The sequence below is a fragment of the Dyadobacter flavalbus genome, from assembly GCF_006149045.1.
In the GTDB taxonomy this organism is placed as follows: Bacteria; Bacteroidota; Bacteroidia; order Cytophagales; family Spirosomataceae; genus Dyadobacter; species Dyadobacter flavalbus.
In genome coordinates, this window is the sequence record NZ_VBSN01000030.1 from 47676 (window position 1) to 70875 (window position 23200).

A 23200-nucleotide genomic window follows, 5' to 3' on the forward strand; every position below is an offset into this window, starting at 1 on the left:
TAAATCTTGAACGCAGAACTTTGGATTATGCCGCCGAACAAACGGACTGTATACATTTTTGCTTCATGTACCGAATGCACAACAGCATAATCCGGACACAACCTGGATTCATTTCAATAACCTGAATCATTTGAAATCAGGATCAATGAATGATCATTGTCTTCTCGATTCCTTCCAGTGAAGTCCCTTTGGTTTCAGGCATGTAGCGCCAGACAAAAATCAGCTGTAAAACCATCATGACCGCAAAAAAGGAAAACGTAATGCCGCCGCCGAGGTACTCCGCAATGATGGGAAAAGAAAAAGCAATTACCGCAGCCATAAACCAGTGCGTAAAACTGCCCAGCGCCTGCCCGCTGGCACGCACTTCATTCGGGAATATTTCAGAGATAAAAACCCAGATAACGGCTCCCTGTGAAAATGCGAAAAATGCGATATACACAAACAGAAACAACGGTACGCCCGAGAAATCCTGAACAAAAAAGGCACGTGCAACCAGCCCCAGCGTAATAATGACGCCGACCGAACCGATTGCCATGAGCGTCCGGCGTCCGAAACGATCAATAAAATTGATGGCCAGAAGCGTAAATGCAAAATTGACAAAGCCGATTCCGGCAGAGGACAGAAATGCTGCCTTGGCACCAAGCCCGGTCATTTCAAAAATCCGGGGGCTGTAATAAATGATGGCGTTGATTCCCGAAACCTGATTGAAAACGGCAAACACAATCGCAAGCGTAACCGGAGATTTATACTTTCCTGAAAAAAGCCTGGCTTTCGGCTGGGCAGTCGTTTCGGTGCCGGCCTGCCGGATCGCGACCAGCGTGGCTTCGCTGGTGTCCGGATCAATGATTTCCAGAATTTCCCTTGCTTTCTGAACTTCACCTTTTTTCATCACCAGCCAGCGCGGGCTTTCGGGTACATTTAAAATTGAAATCAGGAATACAAGAGACGGTAATGCCTGAACGCCAAGCATCCAGCGCCATGCATGCTCACCCAGATCCTGCATGAAATAATTGGAAAAATAGGCGATCAGAATACCGAAAACGACATTGAACTGAAACAGCCCGACCATTTTACCCCTTTTCTTTGCAGGCGAAATTTCAGAGATATACATCGGTGCCGCCACAGAAGAAGCACCGACGCCCAGTCCGCCGAGAAACCGGAAAAATATAAATACATACCAATCCGTGGCCAGCGCCGATCCGAGTGAAGAGACAAGATACAATACCGCAATCCAGAACAAAGTCGCTTTCCGTCCGAGCCGGTCCGCAGGAATTCCGCCCAGCATGGCGCCGATGACGGTTCCAATCAATGCAATGGAAACGGTAAAGCCGTGTTCCACAGCAGATAATCCCCACAATTGCTGGATCGCTTTTTCAGCCCCGGAAATAACGGCCGTGTCAAAGCCGAAAAGAAAACCGCCAAGGGCAACTACGATTGACCAGATTAATACTTTGCTGTTTTTCATTACTTTATAGTTTCAGGTGAATGTAGTGCCAATATTTGTAAATAAGTAGCTGTGAGCAGTCAGCTTCCGGCTGCCAGGAAAACAATCAGCTGATATAGAGAACATTGTAAGGAATTTAAATCCAAACTGTTTTCCAGATCAATGCTTCATCCCGGGCCGCATTTCTTTTATTTTCCTTTTACTTAAAACCTGCCATTCCATTGACCGGCTTGTCGGCATAAATCAGATAACTCCATGTACGCAGTTCATAATCAGCATGCGGATTTTTCAGTTCAACCCGGACGCTGTGCTTTTTATCCGGCAATCCGTATTTCCAGAACAATTCATTTCGCCGCGTCAATGAAGTTGTCGGAAATTTTACCGTTTCCGCTTTTTTTCCGTCAATGTATAAATCGGCTTCCAGAATGTAATCCGGTGATCCGCTCTTTTTTGCTGCGGCATTGCCAAGCAGGACAAATCCGGTTCCGGTAAAGTCAAAACTGAACTCGTTTTCGCCGGTGGCCTTCGAAAACGGCGTTTTGGAAATCGGGAACATGCCTTCAAAACTCTGTTCAAGACGGACTGCTTTGGGCTGCTGCGGTTTTATTTCAACGGTCTTTTCCGAAACCGTACCGCCGTTCCGCCGGATCATTTCCAGCGCATGCCGGTAACTGATTTCATATACTTTGTTGAGCGACATGTTCGTGTATTTGAAAGGCATGTCTTCCACATCTTTCAGCCCCATTTTCCAGTAAGCAGGAATTTTATTGTACCCGTGCATTGTACCCAGTATGCCGCCCGCCGAAGAAGGGTTGCAGTCCGAATCCTGGCCGGCGCGCGTGGAAATCTGGAAAGTTTTGTCAAAATCCCCTTTGCCGTACAGCAGCCCGAGTACAATGTAGGCCGCATTGATTCTTGCATCAATGTTGAATGCTGAAAAAACACCTTCCGGACAGCCCGTATCTTCCGACCATTTTTTCTGGATTTCCATCCACGTCTGCTTCCAGTCGTCGGGATATTGCTTCTGCCATCTGATCACATCCGAAATACAACGGTAAAATGTACTTTGGGCCGGAACCACTTTCAGGGCTTCGCTCACGATGTAATTCACATCCTTTGATATAAAAGCCAGACTGTACATGGCGCCGACGTAGGCACCGCCGTACCAGCCGTCACCGTAATTCATGATGTGTCCGATTTTGTCACCGGTTTGTACCGCCGTATTGGGCATGCCCGGACTCATTAATCCGGAAAAATCAGCTTCAATCTGAAAATCAATGTCATCGGCATGCGGATTGTTACGCCAGTGTCCGGATTCCGGAGCCTTGATGCCGTTCATGATGTTGTACCGGGCCGCCTGATTGGCATGCCAGAGATCGTATTTTGCATAGGCAAATGCATTTGCAAAAGAATCCACAGGCGCATCCATGCCGGCACGTTCCAGGACCTCCACAAACGTCAGATCCATGTAAATGTCGTCGTAAAGGCCCGGATTTTCTTCCATTGTTTTCTTCAGATAACCGTCGTACCATACAATCGGCTGATAATCCTGGATAAATGTGCCGTTGAACCTGAATTCCGTAGGCCCGCCGAAGGTAACGCCGATCGTCTGCCCGGCCCAGCCGCCTTTAATCTTGTCTTTCAGATCTTCCTGCGAAAGCGAAATGCTTTTACCGGACCATTCTTCTGCTTTCTGCTGCGCGCTGGCTTCCTTGCTGCCAGCCAGCAAAATCGAGATTGCAATTATAGATAATATCTTCATAATCTGTCGGTTTACAATAAATCAGTTTAACAACAACGGGGTCAAAACAGGATATTTACGTTTAGGCCGGCATTTCACTGCGGTAAGGCATGGAAGATTGTGCGCCGAGCCTCGTAACACAAAGCGCAGCGGCTTTACCGGCAAATGCCACCGCTTTTTCCAGCGGCATTTCTTCTGCCAGTGCCACAGCAAGTGCCCCGTTGAAACAGTCACCGGCAGCCGTTGTATCAACGGCAGTCACCTGCGGTGCAGCAATCACTCCTGAATATGAATCTGTCAGTAAAAACGCGCCTTTTGAACCAAGTGTAATGATGACGTTCGCCACTCCTTTTGTCCTTAACTGCCGGGCTGCCTCCGCAGCGGATTGAATGTCTGTAACCTGAATCCCGGTCAGCAGCCCGGCCTCGGTTTCGTTTGGTGTAATGAGAAACAAACATGGAAACAGGTCTTCCGGCAGCGGACTGGCCGGTGCCGGATTCAGGATAACGCGGCTTTTTTTATCAAAGCATTTCCGGATTGCAAAGACCGCAGTCTCAACCGGAATTTCCAACTGAAGCAGTGCAATGTCTTGTCCGCTTATATTTTCAAGAAGCTGTTCGAGATGGCCGGGTGAAAGTTTGCTGTTGGAACCGGGCGCAACTGAAATGCAGTTTTCACCGTTGGCATCCACATTGATCAGCGCCACGCCCGAAGGAAGTTCTTTGTCAACCGTTATGAATGCGGTATCCATATTTTCATTTTCAAACTGGCTGACTGCCTGTTTTCCGAAAACATCATTTCCGATCCGTGCGGCCATGATAACCTTCCCGCCCAGCCTTGCTGCCGCCACCGCCTGATTGGCGCCTTTTCCGCCGGGGTTCATCAGAAAAGTTTCCCCGATCACCGTTTCGCCCGGCGCAGGCAATTTTCGGGATTTTACAACCATATCGGTATTGGAACTACCGATCACAACAATTTTTCCGGAGCCTGACATAATGGAGCATTTTAGTTTATGAAGCAAAAAAGAGGCAGTATTTACTAAATCCTGACCACAGTCCTGCCCTGCATTTTTCCGTTCAGCATGGTATGGATTGCTTCCGGAAGTTGTTCAAGGCCAATTTCGTGCGTTAGTGATCCAAGCTGAGCAGGCATCCATTCTGCCGCCAGTTTTTGCCAGACCGCGGCGCGCTGCTCGTACGGTGTAGCAACAGAATCAATGCCGATCAACTGAACGCCTTTGAGAATGAACGGAAAAACCGTCGTATGCAACTCGCCGCCATTAACCATACCGCAGGTCGTGACCACACCGCCATAATGCAGACTTTTGATCACCGTGGCAAGAACCTGTCCGCCTACGGTATCAATCGCGGCGGCAAACCGGGGCTTCAGCAGCGCCTTGCCGCTTTGGTCTTCTACTTCCGAACGCGGAATAACCTCACGGGCACCAATTGAAAGCAGGAAATCGTGTGAAGCAGCTTTGGAACTGACCGCCATGACATGATAACCCAGCTTCGCCAGCATTGCAACAGCAGCAGAACCAACGCCTCCGGTTGCGCCCGTGACGGCAACAGCGCCGTTTTCCGGTTTGAGTCCTTGTCGTATCAACGCCATAATCGACAAACCTGCCGTAAATCCCGCCGTTCCGAAAGCCATACTTTGCCACAAAGACAATTCTGCGGGCAGTCTGACCAGCCACTTTGCAGGAACCGTTATGTACTCCGCAAAACCGCCGTTTGTGTTCATGCCGAGGTCAAATCCGGTAACGATGACTTCGTCCCCTTTTTTCCAGTCCGGACTTTTGGAAACCGCTATAATACCCGCCGCATCCACGCCGGGCGTATGCGGATATTGTCTGGTCACGCCACGGTTTCCGGAAGCAGACAAGGCGTCTTTATAATTGAGTGAACTGTAACGAACCCGCACCAGCACTTCGCCATCCTGCGGTTCGGTTACAGATTTGTACACGATGTTCAATTCAAAATTTCCTGAACCTTCTTCGGTAACTTCCAGTGCCTTGTATTTTTCTTCGCTCATAAATGTATGCTTTATACGGCCTGCTTATTTTCTTTTCCAACGTACTGAATAAATGCATTTACTTTGGTACATTCATTCCCAGCCGGTCAGAAAACATTGCAAACCGGCGGTTCATTAACATCTCAAACATTTTCATTCCATGATGCATTTCGTTCCGGATCGCACGCGATTGATACCGACGGCAGATTCCATTCATATCATTTTGAAAAACACGCATTTTCCGGACAATCTCCTGCAGGATGACCATGGAATAAAGTTAAAAGTCATGAACATTTCCGGCTTACCTGTTTTGTTTTTCAGCTTTACCAATTCCAGCTATGATTTCCCGGAACCTCTGAATGATTACAGGCTTGGAAATTCGGAAGCCGGCTGGCTTGACCGGGATCAAATCGCAGTGAAATCCAGCTTGCGGATTCCGTCATTTCAGACCGGATCGATGAAAAGGAATTTATACTGTCAGCAGAAGAAAGTGAGGCGTTGCGAAATGATTTCATTCATCAGAAAAGCATGACGGCCGCGCAAACGGAAGCAGCGGAAAGGAATCTTTTCACTTTGATGTGAAAAGCTGATGCTGAAACGGGTGATTGATGATTTTTAATTTTGACAGCCTGTCTTCTGCACATGCCATGTAAATAAAAATTCAATCCTTTCAATTAATAGTCCTGCTCTGTCAGTTTACAAACCGGATTTGCCAATTCAGGCGATTGCCCGTTTCAAGTTGGACATGCTGCTTTTACATTTGATTGATAATTGGTTCAGCCGGGTAATCATGGCCAGTTGCCTGTTGAAGCAATTCATTGTAATCAAATCCATTTAGCAACATGAAAAATAAACAACTTGGCATTCTGGCACTGATCGGTGCCCCTTTCCTGTTCATAGACATGCTTGTCGGCAAGTATTATCCCGACTTTTCCAATGCAGGCTTTTCCGGCGTGGCCTGCCTGCTGTACATTACCGGCTGGCTTGCTGCGGTTGAAGGATTACGGCGCATTCTTGACAACGGAACAAACGATTTCAGCAGGATTATGATCCGGATCGTAATGGTTACGCTGGTGATAGCCGATCTTTCAAACATCTGGCAGATTTTTTCCAAAAGCCGCCCCATGCTATTTTTTATACTGGATTCCTGCTGGCCTGTAAGCAATGTGCTGATGCTCGGCGTGGCGTGGGTTGTAATAAAAAGCGGGAGAATCAACGGCTGGAAAAAATGGGTGCCGCTGGTGCTCGGATGCTGGTTTCCGGTATGCATGCTGCTGGGCAGAACGGACTTCGCCTTTTTTGCCGGCGGCACTTATTCCGCAGTTGCATGGTCCCTTTTTGCCCTTTCCATCCTGACTGCAAAAGAAGAAGCAGCTCCTGTATTATCCGGTTCAAATGTTGAAGCATAAAACCCCAACCTGTAAAAACCTTGTAATGTCAGCCAACATATTCATTCGCTCTATTGCCGGTTCGGCAATTCTTACAGCAGGCATCCTGCTTGCATTGATTTCCTGCACCGGGAACGGGGAAATAGACCCCGAACAAAACGACTCGGACGGCCAGTCGGGATACTTGGTCGGCAAAGTGACAGATCCAGCAGGCAACGCGCTTCCGGATGCCACAATATTTACAGAAAATACGGTATACAAAAACCGCGGCGCCGAAGTAAGTTCTTCTTCAGACGGAACCTATAAACTTTCACTGGTGGCGGGACTCGGGCAATGGACAGCAAAAGGCTACATCCTGAAAGCGTATAATGGAAAGGTGTACAAGATCAACCTCCATCCTGACAATACAGCCTCATTTACTGAAGATGAAAAGCCGGTCAGGAACTTTCAATGGAAACTTCAGGGACATATTGCGGATAAAAGCCTGGATCTGTATTACGGCGGTACTGCGGAACTTTACCGCGACCTGAACTCGGAACTGCGCGATTCGGAAAACGTCGAATTCACTTTTCGCCCTGACGGTCCGCTGATCGACGGATCAGGCGGTAAAGTGCTGAAATTAAGATGCGGTAAAAGCGGCACGTCCGGCTACAATCTGATCAAAGATATTCCGATCGGCCGTTACAAGGTTTCCGCAGTTTACGTTCCGACCGGACAGTCACTGCGCGTTACCGATGCCTGGAACGACGGCACCTATTATCCGGAAGTAACAATGGAATTTTACGGAACGGATCAATCGTACCGGTCCAATCAGATGGGAATTGGCTATACTGATCTTTGACAAACATGGAATTTCAGATTTCCGGTCCATAACCCGTACCGGAAATCTGGTTAAAAATGCAGCATTCTTTTCCTGACCGGTTTGAAGGCCAGATTCAGATTAATTATAATTGCAGCTGTTTAGTAGCAAACGTTTTGAAATCACTTTACACAGTAAATGACTGTGGAACAATATACAAACATGAATGTACTGATTGTCGAAGATGAGGAACTGGCAGTACGTAAACTCCGGAAACTGGTTACGGAAATAGACCCGGATCTGACCATACAAGGTGTGGCGGGCAGCATTGAAGATGCTGTGTCCTGGCTGAAAGATCATGCAGCTCCGGATCTTATTTTTATGGACATCGAACTGGCAGACGGCCAGAGCTTCGAGATTTTCAATCAGGTGGAAGTAAAAAGCCATGTCATATTCACCACCTCCTATGACGAATACATGATGCCGGCATTCCGGATCAACAGCATTGATTACCTGCTGAAACCGATCCTTAAAGACGACCTTAAACGCAGCCTTGAAAAACTGCATCATCTGAGGCCCGGAAACAATTCCCGGCAAGCTGCAAATCCCTCGGAACCGATCGATATCAAAAAGCTGCTGGGCAAATTACAGGATGTCTGCAAGCCTGCAGATCATGGCTATGTCCATCAGTTTCTGGCAAAGCAGGGCCAGAAAATGCTTTCCGTGGAAGCCGACGCTATCATGTATTTTTATGATGATGGCCAGTCGAGCTGCTTCCGGACCAGGAACGGGCAGCAGTATCAGCTGCATTACAATATGGATGAACTGGCGTGCCTGCTCGATCCGGAACAGTTTTACCGGATCAGCGAAACCATGATTGTGGCGCAGCATGGCGTTGAAAAAGTACAGACCTATCCCGGCAGCCGGCTGGCCCTGATTCTCCGGCCTTCTTTCGGAAACGAAGTAATTGTAAATGCCGGCCAGACAGCCAATTTCAGAAACTGGCTGAGCAGATAACCGGGCTGAAACTTAAAACGCAAGCATTTTTCAATGCAGAAATTAAACGACAAGTGGATGCGCATCATCGGCATTCCGCTGCTGGCCTTACTGGGACAATGGATGATGTACGGCTACACCAATGTACCTTATCCCGATGATTGGCGTATTCCGTTCTTTTTTGTGCTCGGCACCGTGATTGTCTGGCATGTAAACCGGATTGGAATTATTTTTTCGCGAAAACGTTTTCCCGAACTCATACAAACCAGGCAGCGCGTACTTTATCAGCTTGCATGGTTTGTATTTTTTTCGAGTGTTGTCCGGATTACACAGACTTTTTTTTACCAGTATTTTAATCTCTGGCATGATGAAGATTATCTCCAGTTCAGGCCGTATTTTTTCAATACACTTGTATCCGTTGCCGGCACGGTCCAGATCGCGGCGTATTATGAAGGCGTGTATCTGTACCAGCGCTGGCGGGTCTCCTATACGGAAACGGTCGAGCTTAAAAAGGTCAATCTGCAGAGCCAGCTCAATTCGCTGAAAACGCAGATCAACCCCCATTTTCTTTTTAACAACCTGAACTCGCTTTCTTCCCTGATTTCCATTGATACGATATTGGCGGAGAAATTTCTGGATCAGTTATCGTCGGTTTACCGCTATCTGCTTCATCAGAATACGCGTGACCTGTGTCCGCTGAAAGATGAGATCGAGTTTATAGAAGCTTATTTTCATTTGCTGAAAACACGTTTTGGCAACGGGATTTTTATGGAAATGAATGTGGAACCTGAATTTCTTTTCTATCGTATTCCGCCTTTAACGCTGCAACTGCTGTTCGAAAATGCGATCAAGCACAATGCAATTTCGGCCAGCAAACCACTTACTATCCAGCTTTATACACACGACGGACATTTGCATGTGCAAAACAATGTGCGTAAAAAGAAAACTGCCGTACATTCCAATCAGATCGGATTGCAGAATATTATCATGAAATACAAACTGCTGGATCAGTCGAAAGTGGAAGTGCATGCAGACGAAGAAAAATTCCTTGTCAGCATCCCGCTGATCGCTCCGGAACCCGAAAACACCAGCAAAACCGCAGCTATCCTGTAAAACAGCTCCTCCCTTCCCTCCTTTCTCCTTTCTCCTTTCTCCTTTTTCCTTCCCTCCTTTCTCCTGTTACATCACCTATTTATCCGTGAATTTACTAACAAGCTCCATGAGTTCGTTCAGGTCAAAAGGCTTTCGAATGTAAGCGTCGGCCCCGAGCTGCATGGCGTGTTTTACTTCTTTTTTCTCAACGCTGGCGCTTGCGTAGATAAACGGGATGTTTACCGTTTTTTCGTTTTCTTTCAATTGTTTAAGCACTTCATAGCCATTCATTTTAGGCATCATGATATCACAAAGTATGACATCGGGGCAATGCTTACCGGCAAGCTCAAGACCTTGCAGTCCGTCTTCCGCAGTAATTACATCAAAACCTTCCAGTTCAAGCATTTCAGCAGTATTTTCCCGGATATCCAGGTTATCTTCTATAACCAGCACGGTTTTCATAATGCTTCCTGATATGGTAGTTGAACGTTAAAACAGGTACCTTCGCCCAGCTTGCTCGTAAAGTTGATGGATCCGCCGATCAGATCCACATAACGTTTTACAATAGTTAGTCCAAGTCCGGTTCCCTGGAAACTGCTTGCATTCTTGGCGCGGAAAAATTCCGTAAACATGAAGATATGATCATCTTCAGGTATCCCGACACCCTGATCCTGAACTTTGAAACTGCAAAGCCCGTTGCGCACTTCTGATTGTAAAAGTATCTGCGTATTTTCTTCTGAATATTTTAAAGCGTTAGAGATCAGGTTTGCAATGATGTAGCGGAGCTTTTTGTTATCGAGAACAATCGACTCTACACCTTCGTAATTAAAAACAATCTGTTGTCCTTTTTTCCGCAGGGGCTGTGCGTCTTCAATAATTTGATTCATCAATTCTTTTAAATTAAATTTAGCGGGTTCCAATTCTACTTTATTCTGTCCTAATTTATCCAGCGAGAGAAAGTCACTGAGCACGTCGGTAAGGTTGCTGACGGATGACTTGATTTTAGAAATGTGCCGCGTCACTTTTTCATCTTCCCATTTTCTGGCATACTGTTCAATCAGGAGCGTGCTCGAAAGCACAATGCTCAAGGGCGTTCTGAACTCATGTGAAGCCATTGAAACAAACCTGGTTTTCAGATCATTCATTTCTTTTTCGTTCTGCAATGCAACGGAAAGTTCGTTTGTGCGGATCGTAACGAGTTTTTCCAGCACATCGGTCATGGATCTGTGCTGGTGAACATCCGTACAGGAACCGATGTAACCGGTAAATACATTATCCGAAGAATACGTCGGCCTTCCGGTCCCGTTTATCCAGCGGTATTCGCCGTCATGATGTCTCAGCCGGTATTCCATTGAAAAGCTCTGCAATTTACTGTAGGCGGTATTGAAAACAGAAAGGCAATAATCCAGATCATCCGGAAAAATGCCATCGATCCAGCCATCTCCAAGTTCCTGTTCAAGCTTGTTTCCGGTAAATGAAAGCCATGTATTGTTCAGGTACGTACAGCGCCGCTCGGGATCTGTAACCCAAACCATAACCGGCAGATTATCAACCATATTTCTGAGCCACTCTTCTCTTTCTGTAACAAATTTCCTCGTTTTTACCTGATCCGTTATATCGTTGACAAATACAAATGCAAGCCATTCCCCATCCAGCTCATAATGGCTCAGGCTGATGTCAACTGGAAAGTATTCACCATTTTTTTTGCGGGCGTAAATTTCATTTCCGGGATCGGCCGGATTGTCTATGTGCCTGCTGACATAATTTTTACTACTCTGAAAATAGTTCGAGCGGAGGTTTTCGGGGATCAGCAATTCAATAGGCTGACCGCTAAGCTCCGCATTATTATAACCAAAAAGACTTTCTGCACAAGGGTTCAGAAGATTTATGCTTCCAATTGCATCTATCACAAGTATACCTACTGTCGCACAATTGAACAGCATTTGAAAGCCAGCGTCCCCTTTAATTATAATTGTTTTTTCTCCCATACATTAAAGAGTACTTCATCCTGCAATCATCATAAAACTGTTTACATATCAAACAAATTCTATCATGAGTAGTAAATATAAAACTAATTAACTACTACACCTAATGCAAATAAATTAAGTTATTAAGAAAAGAACATTTTGGATGACGAAAAATTTCATCTGATGAAAAAAACGGCGTTGCCGAATGTGAAATATGGTGTGCGGCGCTGCGTATGGTGCCCTCACAAGGTGTGTGCATGATGCCCGGATTTCGGTAACATCCTGCTACGCTGAAATTGTACTTTACTGTTTTGTTGGAGGAAGCATTGCGGAGACACAATGTTTGGCAAACAATCACATGGTTTACCTTAACCATTACATACCGTCGTCACCATAAAACCGGCCGGTAAATCATCATTCGTATGTTCCGGATTATAAATTGCCCATCTTTAAAGAAACATTTCAAACCATACTTTAATGAAATCTCTCGGATTAAGAACGACAATCTACAAAGTCAGTGACCTGAACGCTGCAAAACAATGGTATGCAAAAGTATTTGAAACTGCCCCGTACTTCGACGAGCCATTCTATGTCGGATTCAACATTGCAGGTTACGAATTGGGACTGCAGCCTGAAGAAGGCGAACGCAATGCCAAAGCAGAAAATGTCATTACGTATTGGGGAGTTGAAAACATCGGCGCGGTTTATCAAAACCTTGTAGAAATGGGTGCGACCGAACATGAGGCGCCCGTTAATGTCGGAGGAGAAATTGTTGCAGCTTCTGTATACGATCCCTGGGGAAATGTAATCGGGCTGATTTACAACCCTGAGTTTACATTAGAATAAATGCCAGGAATCCGGAATAAATTCCGGATTCTTGCTGACCAAAACAAAGAGATGTAACGCAAATTGTAACGCATACATGCAACATAACCTGTTCCGGCATATTGCGTTATATAAATATTAGGTTAAGCGATGGATGGAAGAATGCTTAAACCAAAGTGCTACTCAACACGCACTTTTCCAATGACTTGTTAAATCAACAGCTAACGTACAAAGCTGACTGCCAGCCATTTATTTTATTTATCCCTTACAAATCGCAACGGAATATGCGGAGGATTGTACCCGATACTTTGTCCGGACAGTGCAGCATACGTGTCGCTTGGCAGCTGGATCAGTTTGAATACAATCGGCAGGTCATTTTCATCCTTGTCCGAAGTCCATAGCAGACAGTTTGTTCCTTCGCCGTTCGGGCTTCCATTTGTAACCCTCAGATTGGCGGGTACCGCATTGAAGCCCGATTTGTTATTTGCATAACCATCTTCTTTGAGCCAGCCGCTAACCGACATCAGATTTCCAAGCAGTTTTTTCGACTGCAAATCTTCACCATTTGTTGTATTCCATTGCTCGTCGTATGCAATGCCCTGCGATTTTATCAGATTTATATAATCCTGTCTTGTCGGGATTCTCCATCCTGCCGGTAAAGGAATCTTCTGAATGTCAGCAAATTTATAAAATGTTCCGTACTGCGGTTTTGATGCCTCCTTTATGCCGCCCGTTCCGGAATAATTCACTGAAGTCCATTCCAGATTCCCGATGGTTACTGTCGGGTAATACTGGTTAATGATCTTGACGTAAGTGCCGTCGGAAGGTGGATTGGAATACGGATCTCCTGAATTTCCGCCGTTGTCAGGATTGTTGGAAGCGTCCACTTTTTTGTATTTGACCGTATATAAAACACCTCCGCTCACACGCTTGGCATCCAAGTAATTTACGGAAGAAGTGTAAGTTGTAGCCTGCGGATTGCTCAGTATGCTTTCATATTCCTTCAGATCCTCGGCACGGATAGCTGATTCTTTGAAACCGGAGTATTTATTACTGAAAACTTTCATTCTGCCTGTTTGCGCATGGAAAGTCAATGTCGAAGGATTATTGGCTTTATACTCCAGTGTTCCCGTCAGTTTGTAAAGATACTGCAGCACTTCGTCTCCGCTGTTGAAGACCTCCGAGGTGTATTCAACCGCATTCTTGCCGTTTTTTGTAAAAACCATCGTCCGGAATTCCCTGAACCCCTGCTCGCCCTGAAAAGTCCCCTGTTCCCAGTTCGTGCTTAAAGGCCCTTGGTTATGGTCTGGATACCAGGTTCCAACAAATTCATCCGGAATGGTTGTATAAGGCGTTTCCCCGACTTCGCCGTCAACGACCGGATCTTCGGGCGGTACGGGGTTGTTTTCATTTTTACAGGACACCATCAGCAGCATTGCTGCTGCACAAATCATTGCAAGCTGATTCTTTAAATTTTTCATGGTCTTATTTTATTTTTCATGTTCATGTTGTCATCTTTTTACAACATCGTTATTTTAAAAGATGATTGGTTTTCATTGGCTAACTGGCTTCAGTACTGGTATGATGGTAACAATAGCGCGATGACGCTGCGCGCAATGACCATAATGCTTTTTTTACATGGAATCTATGGTTTGTGATAGTTGAAAATTGTACATGGCTGACAGCATGACAAAGTTGGACACGAAGAGGATTGCAGGAAAATACTTAAAAGCTGATTTGTATATTTTTAATGCTGGAACCGCTATTTTCAGCTTTTAACTACATGCTGGCGTATTTTGAAATGGCTTGCCGGTGGTCAGGAAATATAAAGCGGGCAACAAAAAAAGAGCCCTGAAACAGAGCTCCTTTTAACCGTAACAATTAACCCTACAATTTAGCAATCAAATGGAAAGTAATAACCAGTTCTGGGATACCAGATATCAACCATCCACAACTAAACCCCAATCAGCAACCTAAAAAATTCGTGCCAACTAGTTAGCATACAGATAAGAACATATTCTACAAGTGATTAAAAATTATTAAATGGCAATTCAAAGACTCAATGCTTGCTCATTCCAGACCTGCTCCGCTCTTTTCTGATTATACAGAACATGTTCCAAAACGCGAATTCGATACTTCCGGATTTTTGATATACCTGCGACAGACACTATTTACTCACAAACAGCAAATACAACATCATGACTAAAAAAAACCACCCATGACAATAACTGTAAATCAAAGCGAGGCCGAACAGATGAACAAAGCTGCGGTCACTGCATGATACACCCGGCCAGAAAAAATTTAATCTGAATGTTTACAGGAAGGATTTTCCTGCAGGCACAGTTTCTTTGGATGGCAACTCCGGCAAACGGCAAATTCGCACCGGTGAGAAAATGCAAACGGGCAAGCTGCTGATTACAGAATATCTAACAAACTACAATGCGCTTTCAGTAATGGAGAGTCAGACAAATACAAACCAGCCCGGATTTTACTCGGGAACAAGCGGACTGGTTTTGCCGGTAAGCAACAAAAGTTTTTATCCGGAAGCATACAAAAACAAAAGCCGGCTGACCTATTACGCTTCCATGCTGAACAGCATAGAAATAAACAGCTCTTTTTACAAAATCCCGATGCCTTCCACAGTAAAAAACTGGTCGGAACAAGTACCCGAAAATTTTATGCTGACTTTCAAATTATGGCGCGGCATCACGCATAACAAAGGACTTTCATTTGCACCGGATGATGTAAGCCGTTTTATGCAGACCATTGATCAGGCGGGCCGGAACAAAGGAAGTTTACTGATCCAGTTTCCGCCCAGCCTGAAAATCGGGATGTTTTCACAACTGGAAAAACTCATGGACTGCATTACCGCATCCGATCCTGAAAGGCAGTGGAAAACAGCCTTGGAATTCAGGCATGCTTCGTGGTATCACGATGAAGTTTATGAATTCTGCAACAGCAACGGCTTCGGAATTGTAATTCATGACAAACCGGGATCGGCAACGCCGGCCATTGAACAGGATGCAGATTTCAGATACCTGCGTTTTCATGGTCCGAGCGGCGATTACAAAGGAAGTTATGATGTCGGCTTTCTGAACGAATATGCAGAATATATAACGGAATGGTTGCAGGAAGGCAAAACGGTTTTTACCTACTTCAACAACACAGTCGGTGAAGCGCTCAAAAACCTGAACATGCTCAATTCATTTGTAAATCAGGAAGAAGAACCCGAAAACAATGCGTAAGAAAGGATACTTTATCCAAAAGAAGTAAATCCAGAACACTACTTGCCGGAATCGGAAGCTGCGATCAGGACGGCACCGCCGATAATCAATGCCCCTCCAACGATCAGTTGCCACGTCATTTTTTCCTTTAAAAAAAGGATGGATAATACAATGGCAATAACAAGCGATGAACGTTCAATTGTTGTTACATAGGAAGCCGGGCCCATGGAAAGCGCCTTGAAGGAAAACAAGGTAGAAAGCGTTGTGGCAATTCCGGCGCACGACAGCAGCACCCAGGCTTTGGTGTCGATTTCTTTGATCCCTGAAAAGGTACCTTGCCACGTTACAACAGACCAGGTTATAAAAAGAATAAAAACAGACTGAAGTGCAAAAGCCAGACTGGAATCCACATTTTTCAATCCCGCTTTGGTTAATACTGTAACCAGCGCCGCCGACACAGCAGCTCCAATTGCCCAAATAATCCACATACTGATTGGTCCGGTTTAGAAATTGACATGTTTAACTTGATGAACAAGGGAAAATTCATTGATTAACATGTAGAATTCCATCTCGCATAAAAACTTCGTTCCAGTTTTTGCAAGCCGTCCTGAATTACATTCAGGCGGTTAATCTGTGCGTGCGTTCTGGGTAAAACCGGAAAATGAATGTTGGAATGAAAATTATAGCAATATCATTTTTTATCAACGTTTCTGTTCATGTGTTACCATACCAGACTTACCGCAAAAGCGGACGCCATCGAGAAAAGCTCGGGAGCCAGTTTTGACGAACCGGACACGTACAAGCCTACCGCCGAATACAACGGATTTGCAACGCCGGCAACGCCGGTCATACGATTTGACGACCGTAAAAAAATCCTGATGTACGAATGGGGCCTGATTGCTGACTGGGTAAAAACAGCATCTGACGCGAAGAAAGCCAGGATCAACTGCCTGAATGCCCGAATAGAAGAACTCGATGAAAAAGCATCTTACAAACGCAAGACCGGAAACCGCTGCCTTGTGGCTATGGACGGCATGTATGAATGGCAATGGGAATCGCCGGGTGACAAAAAAAGTAAAAAAACAAGGTATCTGGTAACCAGACCGGACAATGCCGTTTTCCTTTGCGCCGGCCTTTTCAATGAATGGCACAACCGCGAAACGGGCATAATCACCTATTGCTACACGATCGTCACCACGCAAGGAAATGAACTCATGAAAGAAATCCATAACAATGGCGAACGCATGCTCGTGGTGCTTTCTCCGGAAGAATATGACGCATGGCTTGACCCGAAAAACGAACATCTTGCATTTGCAGACCGCTCGCATATTGAGCTGAAAGCAGTTCAGATGTAACCTTTTCCATTTGGAAATGCATTGCCGGCTCTGGTCATTCAGAATGTTTTTATACTGAAATAAAGCTAGCTTCTGTCCCAGAATGCGGGCGGTTCTGTTCCGAGCGCACGCAGGTATACATAACCCTGTGCACGGTGATGAATCTCATTGTCAATAAGATATAAAAGAGTTCCGTAAATCGGTGCTTCAAACTGGCCGAATGCTTTTTCAACTTCCTGATACCGTTCAGGCGCAATTTGCGGCCAGTATGCATTGATTTGATCCGTAATGAAATCCCATTTTTCAAGCACTTCCTTTTTGGTTTTCGGCGCGGTGGAATGCGTGTTGTCACCGGAATCACCGTAACCGCTCCAGTCACCGGTTGCTATGCCCTTAATGCCCGGCAAAGCCAGGTCCGTCATTTCCATGGTGAGTTGGGCGTAAGTACGCATGCCGCCGATTGAAAAAGTATAGAATTCATTTTCCGGAAAAATTTCCAGCATCCGTTTTGTTAGCCGGCGGTGTCCCTGCCAGTGTTCGAGCAGGGCTTCGGGCGTGATTACAACCGTTGTCGTTTTTGGCAGTACTGTGTTCATGCTGCTGTTTTCCATTATTTTCGGATTTAAGTTATCAACTGTTTATGCTGCAAATAAAACAGCGTCCAATGACAACAGCATGTCAGCAGCATCCGGGAAAACCTGGTTTTATTTAGTAATTACAACCTTGCTGGACTGAAAAGAACTGTACGGATTTTAACCATTCCTGAATTGAGTATTGTTAAACTACGCTTTGTATCCGGTTAACACAGTTTTCTAAAAACCGGAAAATACGGTCTTGCAAGTATCGATTGGGCACCGGGTTCAGGAGCACTTCTGATATCAGGAAACCGGAGTTTTATACCGGATTACAGGTTTGTAAAGCCCTTGATGTTTGACTTTATTGGGAATGCAGCTTTTCAAATTCAAAGCCATAAATACTCAAATACGCTCATTCAGGCACATTCTGATCATTTTAAATCCTGCAAGCAGCTCCATTTAATAATTGGAAACAGCTTTATTTGCATCCCGGAAACAGAATGGAATAATATTTGATTGATGATAACAAGGCAAATGCAGCTTTTGAATTGTGTCGGAATTTTTACACTTCCGGGAACTTTGCCGGTTTAATTACCTCATTTAGATATACCCGAATGTCAGAAAGTGTCCGGTTGCAGAAACTCAGTAAACCTTATAAAGAATCCTGCGAACATACTTTCCGACGATAGACTTACTTTTACATGACAGGCCAACCCAAGCCATTCAGCATTGATAATAATCTTGAAATCCAGCGTCTGGAACTTGCCCTGCAATCTGCCGGGATCGGAACCTGGCAGCTGAACCCTGAAAACAGCACGGTTCGCTGGTGTTACCGCACCAAAGAACTGTTTGGCTTCACGGGCAATGACATCATCCCTTTTGATGAAATGCTGGAAATGGTGCACCCGGACGACAGAAGCCAGTTTCAGCAGGCTTTTCAACACGTACAGACTGATCCCGCCCAGCAATCCTTTTCGGTAGAGTTCCGGTGTCTGAACAAAAAAGACGGCAGGACGATCTGGGTTTTGTGTAAAGGCCAGATCCATCATGATGAGGAAACGGACTTACCGAAAGTCCTGGGCAGCTTTATTAATGTGACGGGTGATGTGGAAAACCGCATGCAGCAGAACGACATCATGCAGCAGCTGCGTATTTTTCAGACCATGGTGGAACAGGCGCCGATGGCGATCGGATTACTGAGCGGCCCGGAAATGATCATCACGGTCGGGAATGCGAAAATATTTGAAATGTGGGGCAAAGATGCGTCCATAACCGGAATGAAACTTATCGATGCACTTCCCGAGATCAACGACCAAGTTTTTCTGAGCCTTCTTCAGGATGTTTACAAAACCGGAAAGTCCTTTAACGGCAACGGCGTACATGCAAGGCTGCTCCGGAACGGCATGATGGAAGATGTGTACTTTGATTTTGTATACACGGCGCTGCGCGATAATTCCGGCGCAATTACAGGCGTCATGGTGCTGGCAACGGATGTTACCGAACAGATTAAATCCCGCAAAGAACTGGAAGCCAGTGAAGCCAAATTCCGGGCACTGATTGAGCAGGCACCGGTTGGTACCTGCCTGTTTGTCGGAAAGGATATGATTGTGGAACTGGCCAATGAACCGATGATCGGTTACTGGGGAAAAGACAAATCGGTCATCGGAAAGCCGTTGCGGGAAGCAATTCCGGAACTTGAAGGCCAGCCTTTTCTGGATATTCTGGACAATATTTATAAAACAGGCATTCCGTACAGCTCAAAAAATGCGGCCGTTGATCTGGAATTAAACGGCGTGCTGAGCACTTATTACTACAATTTTACCTATAAGCCGATATTTAACAGTTCAGGGGAAATTTTCGGAATCATAAACATGTCCATTGATGTGACGCAGCAGGTAAAGGCGCAGAAATCACTCGAAGAAAGTGAGTCCAAGCTGCGTTCCGTCATCGAATCTGCACCTGCTGCCATGGGTTTGTTTATCGGCCAAGACATGATTATCGAAATGCCAAATCAGGCATTTATTGATATTGTCGGGAAAGGCCCGGATATTTCCGGCAAACCGCTCTCCAAAGTAATGCCGGAACTGGAAAACCAGCCGTTTTTGCAGATTCTCAATGATGTTTATACAACCGGCGTTATGTATCAGAGTTTTGGTACACAGGTAAATATAGAGCGGAACGGCATTTTGAATGAAAATTATTACGATATCACCTATTCGCCCATTTTTGACAATGAGGGAAAAGTGTACGCCATTCTGGATATTGCCACTGACGTTACCGAACGCGTCGTCATACAGAAACAGATAGAAGAAAGCCAGATGCAGCTTCTGGCTTTGTTTGAGCAGTCGCCGGTTGCCATTGCCATCATCAGCAAAGATGAACTCAGATATGTAATGGCCAATCCGTATTACAAGGAACTGGTTGGAAGAGGCAACGGCGAACTGGTCGGCAAGCCGCTTCTGGAGGCAATTCCGGAAATTGCCGGACAAGGTTTTGACCTGCTGCTGCAAAATGTGATCGAAACCGGCATTCCGTTTGTCTCGAAAGAGCAGGCTGTCAAGATTTTAAAGGACGACCGGATGCAAACCATTTATGTGGACCTGAACTATCAGCCGCAAAGAGATATGAACGGCAGGATAACCGGCGTGCTCGTTGTGGCCATGGACATTACCCAGCAGGTTCTGGCAAGACAGAAAATTGAAGAAGCAGAAAGCTCGCTGCGCAGCGCGGTGGAACTTGCCGATCTTGGAACCTGGCAATACGAGCTTGCAAGCGGAGAGATTGACTTTTCAGGGCGTTTGCTGCAATGGTTCGGAATTGACCAGCATGAAAACCTGACGCGTGATAAAATCAACAGTCTGATTCCTGCCGAAGACTTGCTGCGGATCCAAAATGCCATGCACGAAGCATTGAAACCCGACACTTCTGACAAGTTCAATGTTGAATTTATGATTCAGGACAACCAGGCTGTTTCCAGACGGATACTGCATACGCAGGGAAAAATTTTCTTTAATGAAAAACGCGAAGCCGCCAAGATCATCGGCGCGGTACAGGATATAACGATTCAGAAAAAAGTTAAGCTTGCACTCGAACTTCAGGTGCAGCAGCGTACAGAAGAACTTGAAGCTTTGAACGAAGAACTTGCTGCGATCAATGAAGAATATATGGCAACGAATGAAGAACTTGCAGAATCAAACCAGCTTCTGATCCAGTCCAACCAGAACCTGCAGCAGTTTGCCTACGTTGCATCTCACGATCTTCAGGAACCGCTCCGTAAAATCCAGTCGTTCGGGAACTTGCTTGGAGACCGGTATGCTTCGGAACTTGGCGAAGGCAGAAATTATCTTCTGCGGATGCAGTCCGCCGCAAAGCGCATGTCGGACCTGATTGAAGACCTGCTGTCTTTTTCAAGGATTTCGACCAAAAAGGAAAACAATGAATTTGTGCCGCTCAACAAACTGATCAATTCAATTCTTACGGATCTGGAACTTAGTATCCAGGAGTCCGGCGCAGAACTGGTCGTTGGAGATCTGCCGGTCATAACGGGCGACGCCATGCAGTTGGGGCAGCTTTTTCAGAACCTGATCAGCAATGCGCTCAAATTCCGTAAGAAAAACATTAAACCGGTAATCCGTATTCAGAGTCAGGTTGTTTCGGAAAAGGAGATTCCGCTTTCGGGAAGTTCTTTACGCTCAGCTTCATTCTACTATAAAATTGACGTAAAGGATAATGGTATCGGGTTTGATCAGAAGTATGCCGACCGTATTTTCCAGCTTTTTCAACGGCTCCATGGCAGAAGCGAGTATTCAGGAACTGGTATCGGACTTGCCATTTGTGAGAAAGTAGCTGCCAATCACGGGGGTATGATTTCGGTTGTCAGCCAGCCGGACGAAGGTTCTGTTTTCAGCGTCTTTCTTCCGGCCCAGTAAATGAAGGTAATTGAAATGCCTGTCCAGGGTATGTTTTGCAGCAGTGTTCCGGTCAGGATTGTTTAAATGTATTTTAACTCAATCCGATCCTTAGTTTGTGTGCAATACTTTCAATGTCTGCGAGAAGTTGTCGCAGCTTACTTTTACAAGCAGGATGCCGGTCGAAAGCTGCGGTACATCCAGTGTGTAAGATTCGGTTGCCTGGTTTTTTGCAACCTGTTTTTTCACCAGTGAACGTCCCTGCAAATCGTAGATTTCGATAGTCGGGTTGCTGTTCATCGGGCCTGTGATCTGCGTCATTACTTTTCCTGCACGTACCGGATTGCCCAGGATCACGGCTTCCCACTCTGCCTCCACTTCGCTTTCATTGGCCTGAACGGCCGGCAAAAGAAAGGATCTGGATGTTTCCTGCTCGATGAAAACCGTCAGGTTCGTAACACCGTCTTCGGCCGTGTAGCGAATTACGCAGGGTTCCGCCGGAATTTGCAGTTTGCCGGTTTCATTGCTGATTTCGACAACCTGTTTTTTGCCATCTACCACGAAGGCGTACTTGCCGTCGGCTACGGGCATCTGGATGGTCAGCGGTTTTGTTTTGGTAAACAAAGGAGCACTGAAAGAGGAGGATACAGCTGTAACGATCAATAAAACAATGAAGAGGAGGTTTTTACGTGCAGTGTTCATGTCAGTAATATTAGCAGGTGTTGTTTGATTTGATGATTCAAAATTAGGCACAAGCCCGACCTGAAAACATGACCTACATCATACTGAAAACTAACTTTGATTGACTTTACATTTTATTCTCTGCAACGACTTTATTTATATTACATGTCAGATCAAATTTATATTCAAAATTGCCTCAAAATGCGCTACAAAGCAGTTTTCAGCTTCCGGTAAGGCACCATATCTGGTATGTAAACTATTTTAGAAAGGAACCGTCAGCTGCAAAAACCAGATCAAAACTGCATTCTAATAAGCAAACAGGCAGGACACTGCTTTATGAGCGTGTCCTGCCTGTTAATCCCAATTATGACCATATTACGAATGTTTAGGTACATCCGAGTGGCCAAATCCGCGAAAATAATGTATGCGCCATTAACACGCTTATTGCTGCATGCCGGCGCTGTCGGCTCCGGTTGTATCGGAACTCATTCCCCCGTTACCGTTTGTTGTCATGGTATCGCCCTGCATTTCTCCTGTGGTGTTATTTTCATTGCTGGTATCTTTTCCACAGCTGGCCATCGTCAACATGGCGCACAAACCGAGCATTGAGACTGCTTTTAGGATCGTTTTCATAATTTCACTTTTTTATGGTTTATAATTTGAAACAACATTCCGATCTCCTGTAAATAATTATACCTTTTATTTATAAGTAAATAATTACACAGTTGGCGGTTGGCTATTAGCTGTTGGCTTTTGGAAAAATGGGTTGATTGTAGAGGAGAAATTTTTAAAATCAATCATTTTAACTCATATTAAGCCATTAATTCTATCTGTTCGTTCTCTGGACATGGCAAAAAACATCATTTGCTGAATTTGGATATGCATATGCTGCGCAAGGAATGTTTGTGTAACTTTTACCGATTTACTACTTAAAAAATAACGACCGTCGGGAATGAAAGTGTTTTTTACTTCTATCATGCTGTTGCTGCTGCTTTTTACTTCTGTATTTGCACAGTCTGCGCAGACGGAAATATTGCTGCTCGGCTGCGACCATTTTCAGCAGATTTACAAAAAAGACAATCCGAAATTAGACTGCACCCCAAAAGTTGGACGAGTTTAAGAATTAACGATTAGTGTGATGAGCTCGGTATTGTACCGGGCTCATTCCATTTAAATTAAGCCTGATCCTGTCTTTGTTGTAGTAGTTGATATA

At 45.3% G+C, this 23200-nt stretch carries 22 protein-coding genes; 10 read left to right on the forward strand and 12 right to left on the reverse strand.

Translation table 11 applies throughout. The features are described 5' to 3' along the window. Nucleotides 1–142: 142 nt before the first annotated feature. From FEM33_RS10370 to FEM33_RS10385, 4 genes are all read right to left on the reverse strand, one after another. The gene (locus FEM33_RS10370) at nucleotides 143–1465 is read right to left on the reverse strand and encodes a sugar porter family MFS transporter (RefSeq protein WP_139011994.1); all 1323 of its coding nucleotides are present in this window, start codon (nucleotides 1463–1465) and stop codon (nucleotides 143–145) included. Between the two features lie 178 nt (nucleotides 1466–1643). Continuing rightward, entirely contained in the window at nucleotides 1644–3206 is a 1563-nt protein-coding gene (locus tag FEM33_RS10375; RefSeq protein WP_139011995.1) for an ADP-ribosylglycohydrolase family protein, read from the reverse strand. Between the two features lie 61 nt (nucleotides 3207–3267). Beyond that, complete coding sequence (gene rbsK / locus FEM33_RS10380) at nucleotides 3268–4179, reverse strand: ribokinase (RefSeq protein WP_139011996.1); 912 nt, start codon at nucleotides 4177–4179, stop codon at nucleotides 3268–3270. 44 nt (nucleotides 4180–4223) lie between these two features. Next, entirely contained in the window at nucleotides 4224–5219 is a 996-nt protein-coding gene (locus FEM33_RS10385; protein ID WP_139011997.1) for a YhdH/YhfP family quinone oxidoreductase, read from the reverse strand. A 139-nt stretch (nucleotides 5220–5358) separates the two neighbouring features. On the opposite strand from FEM33_RS10385, the gene FEM33_RS10390 reads away from it, so the two are divergent. The 5 genes from FEM33_RS10390 (at nucleotide 5359) to FEM33_RS10410 (ending at nucleotide 9494) form a co-directional block, all read left to right on the forward strand. Further along, nucleotides 5359–5730 carry a hypothetical protein gene (locus tag FEM33_RS10390; RefSeq protein ID WP_139011998.1) on the forward strand — a complete coding sequence of 124 codons (372 nt, stop codon included), beginning with the start codon at nucleotides 5359–5361 and terminating at the stop codon, nucleotides 5728–5730. Nucleotides 5731–6040: 310 nt separating this feature from the next. Beyond that, nucleotides 6041–6607, forward strand: a complete 567-nt coding sequence (locus FEM33_RS10395; RefSeq protein ID WP_139011999.1) for a hypothetical protein — start codon at nucleotides 6041–6043, stop codon at nucleotides 6605–6607. A gap of 25 nt (nucleotides 6608–6632) precedes the next feature. Next, a complete protein-coding gene (locus FEM33_RS10400; protein WP_139012000.1) occupies nucleotides 6633–7427 on the forward strand; it encodes a carboxypeptidase-like regulatory domain-containing protein in 795 nt (264 codons plus the stop codon). 180 nt (nucleotides 7428–7607) lie between these two features. Further along, nucleotides 7608–8402, forward strand: coding sequence for a LytR/AlgR family response regulator transcription factor (locus FEM33_RS10405; RefSeq protein WP_139012001.1), 795 nt, complete (start codon nucleotides 7608–7610; stop codon nucleotides 8400–8402). Between the two features lie 33 nt (nucleotides 8403–8435). Continuing rightward, nucleotides 8436–9494: a sensor histidine kinase gene (locus tag FEM33_RS10410; protein ID WP_139012002.1), complete on the forward strand. Its 1059-nt coding sequence runs from the start codon at nucleotides 8436–8438 to the stop codon at nucleotides 9492–9494. 75 nt (nucleotides 9495–9569) lie between these two features. Here the strand turns inward: FEM33_RS10410 and FEM33_RS10415 are convergent, their stop codons facing one another. Continuing rightward, nucleotides 9570–9935 carry a response regulator gene (locus tag FEM33_RS10415; protein WP_139012003.1) on the reverse strand — a complete coding sequence of 122 codons (366 nt, stop codon included), beginning with the start codon at nucleotides 9933–9935 and terminating at the stop codon, nucleotides 9570–9572. Next, nucleotides 9932–11461, reverse strand: a complete 1530-nt coding sequence (locus FEM33_RS10420) for a sensor histidine kinase (protein WP_139012004.1) — start codon at nucleotides 11459–11461, stop codon at nucleotides 9932–9934. Before FEM33_RS10420 ends, FEM33_RS10415 begins: the two co-directional genes overlap by 4 nt. A 456-nt stretch (nucleotides 11462–11917) precedes the next feature. On the opposite strand from FEM33_RS10420, the gene FEM33_RS10425 reads away from it, so the two are divergent. Beyond that, the gene (locus FEM33_RS10425) at nucleotides 11918–12286 is read left to right on the forward strand and encodes a VOC family protein (RefSeq protein WP_139012005.1); all 369 of its coding nucleotides are present in this window, start codon (nucleotides 11918–11920) and stop codon (nucleotides 12284–12286) included. 233 nt (nucleotides 12287–12519) lie between these two features. Here the strand turns inward: FEM33_RS10425 and FEM33_RS10430 are convergent, their stop codons facing one another. Next, complete coding sequence (locus tag FEM33_RS10430; protein WP_139012006.1) at nucleotides 12520–13746, reverse strand: FISUMP domain-containing protein; 1227 nt, start codon at nucleotides 13744–13746, stop codon at nucleotides 12520–12522. 912 nt (nucleotides 13747–14658) lie between these two features. Here FEM33_RS10430 and FEM33_RS10435 point away from each other — a divergent pair. Continuing rightward, on the forward strand, nucleotides 14659–15510 hold the full coding sequence (locus FEM33_RS10435; protein WP_229214188.1) for a DUF72 domain-containing protein: 852 nt from the start codon (nucleotides 14659–14661) through the stop codon (nucleotides 15508–15510). 38 nt (nucleotides 15511–15548) lie between these two features. Here FEM33_RS10435 and FEM33_RS10440 read toward each other — a convergent pair whose 3' ends face one another. Further along, complete coding sequence (locus FEM33_RS10440; RefSeq protein WP_139012007.1) at nucleotides 15549–15977, reverse strand: EamA family transporter; 429 nt, start codon at nucleotides 15975–15977, stop codon at nucleotides 15549–15551. Nucleotides 15978–16205: 228 nt separating this feature from the next. Between FEM33_RS10440 and FEM33_RS10445 the strand changes: the two genes are divergently transcribed. Then, entirely contained in the window at nucleotides 16206–16844 is a 639-nt protein-coding gene (locus tag FEM33_RS10445) for an SOS response-associated peptidase (RefSeq protein ID WP_139012008.1), read from the forward strand. A 65-nt stretch (nucleotides 16845–16909) separates the two neighbouring features. Here FEM33_RS10445 and FEM33_RS10450 read toward each other — a convergent pair whose 3' ends face one another. Further along, nucleotides 16910–17419, reverse strand: a complete 510-nt coding sequence (locus FEM33_RS10450; protein WP_229214189.1) for a DinB family protein — start codon at nucleotides 17417–17419, stop codon at nucleotides 16910–16912. A 680-nt stretch (nucleotides 17420–18099) separates the two neighbouring features. Between FEM33_RS10450 and FEM33_RS10455 the strand changes: the two genes are divergently transcribed. Continuing rightward, nucleotides 18100–21327, forward strand: coding sequence for a PAS domain S-box protein (locus FEM33_RS10455; RefSeq protein ID WP_139012010.1), 3228 nt, complete (start codon nucleotides 18100–18102; stop codon nucleotides 21325–21327). A gap of 90 nt (nucleotides 21328–21417) precedes the next feature. Here the strand turns inward: FEM33_RS10455 and FEM33_RS10460 are convergent, their stop codons facing one another. Both FEM33_RS10460 and FEM33_RS10465 read right to left on the reverse strand, forming a co-directional pair. Then, the gene (locus FEM33_RS10460; protein ID WP_139012011.1) at nucleotides 21418–22008 is read right to left on the reverse strand and encodes a T9SS type A sorting domain-containing protein; all 591 of its coding nucleotides are present in this window, start codon (nucleotides 22006–22008) and stop codon (nucleotides 21418–21420) included. 420 nt (nucleotides 22009–22428) lie between these two features. After that, a complete protein-coding gene (locus tag FEM33_RS10465; RefSeq protein ID WP_139012012.1) occupies nucleotides 22429–22620 on the reverse strand; it encodes a hypothetical protein in 192 nt (63 codons plus the stop codon). A 319-nt stretch (nucleotides 22621–22939) separates the two neighbouring features. Between FEM33_RS10465 and FEM33_RS26315 the strand changes: the two genes are divergently transcribed. Continuing rightward, nucleotides 22940–23107, forward strand: a complete 168-nt coding sequence (locus tag FEM33_RS26315) for a hypothetical protein (RefSeq protein ID WP_161597096.1) — start codon at nucleotides 22940–22942, stop codon at nucleotides 23105–23107. Nucleotides 23108–23110: 3 nt separating this feature from the next. On the opposite strand, the gene FEM33_RS27015 is transcribed toward FEM33_RS26315, so the two are convergent. Beyond that, nucleotides 23111–23197, reverse strand: coding sequence for an IS3 family transposase (locus FEM33_RS27015; protein WP_374756416.1), 87 nt, complete (start codon nucleotides 23195–23197; stop codon nucleotides 23111–23113). Nucleotides 23198–23200 lie beyond the last annotated feature (3 nt).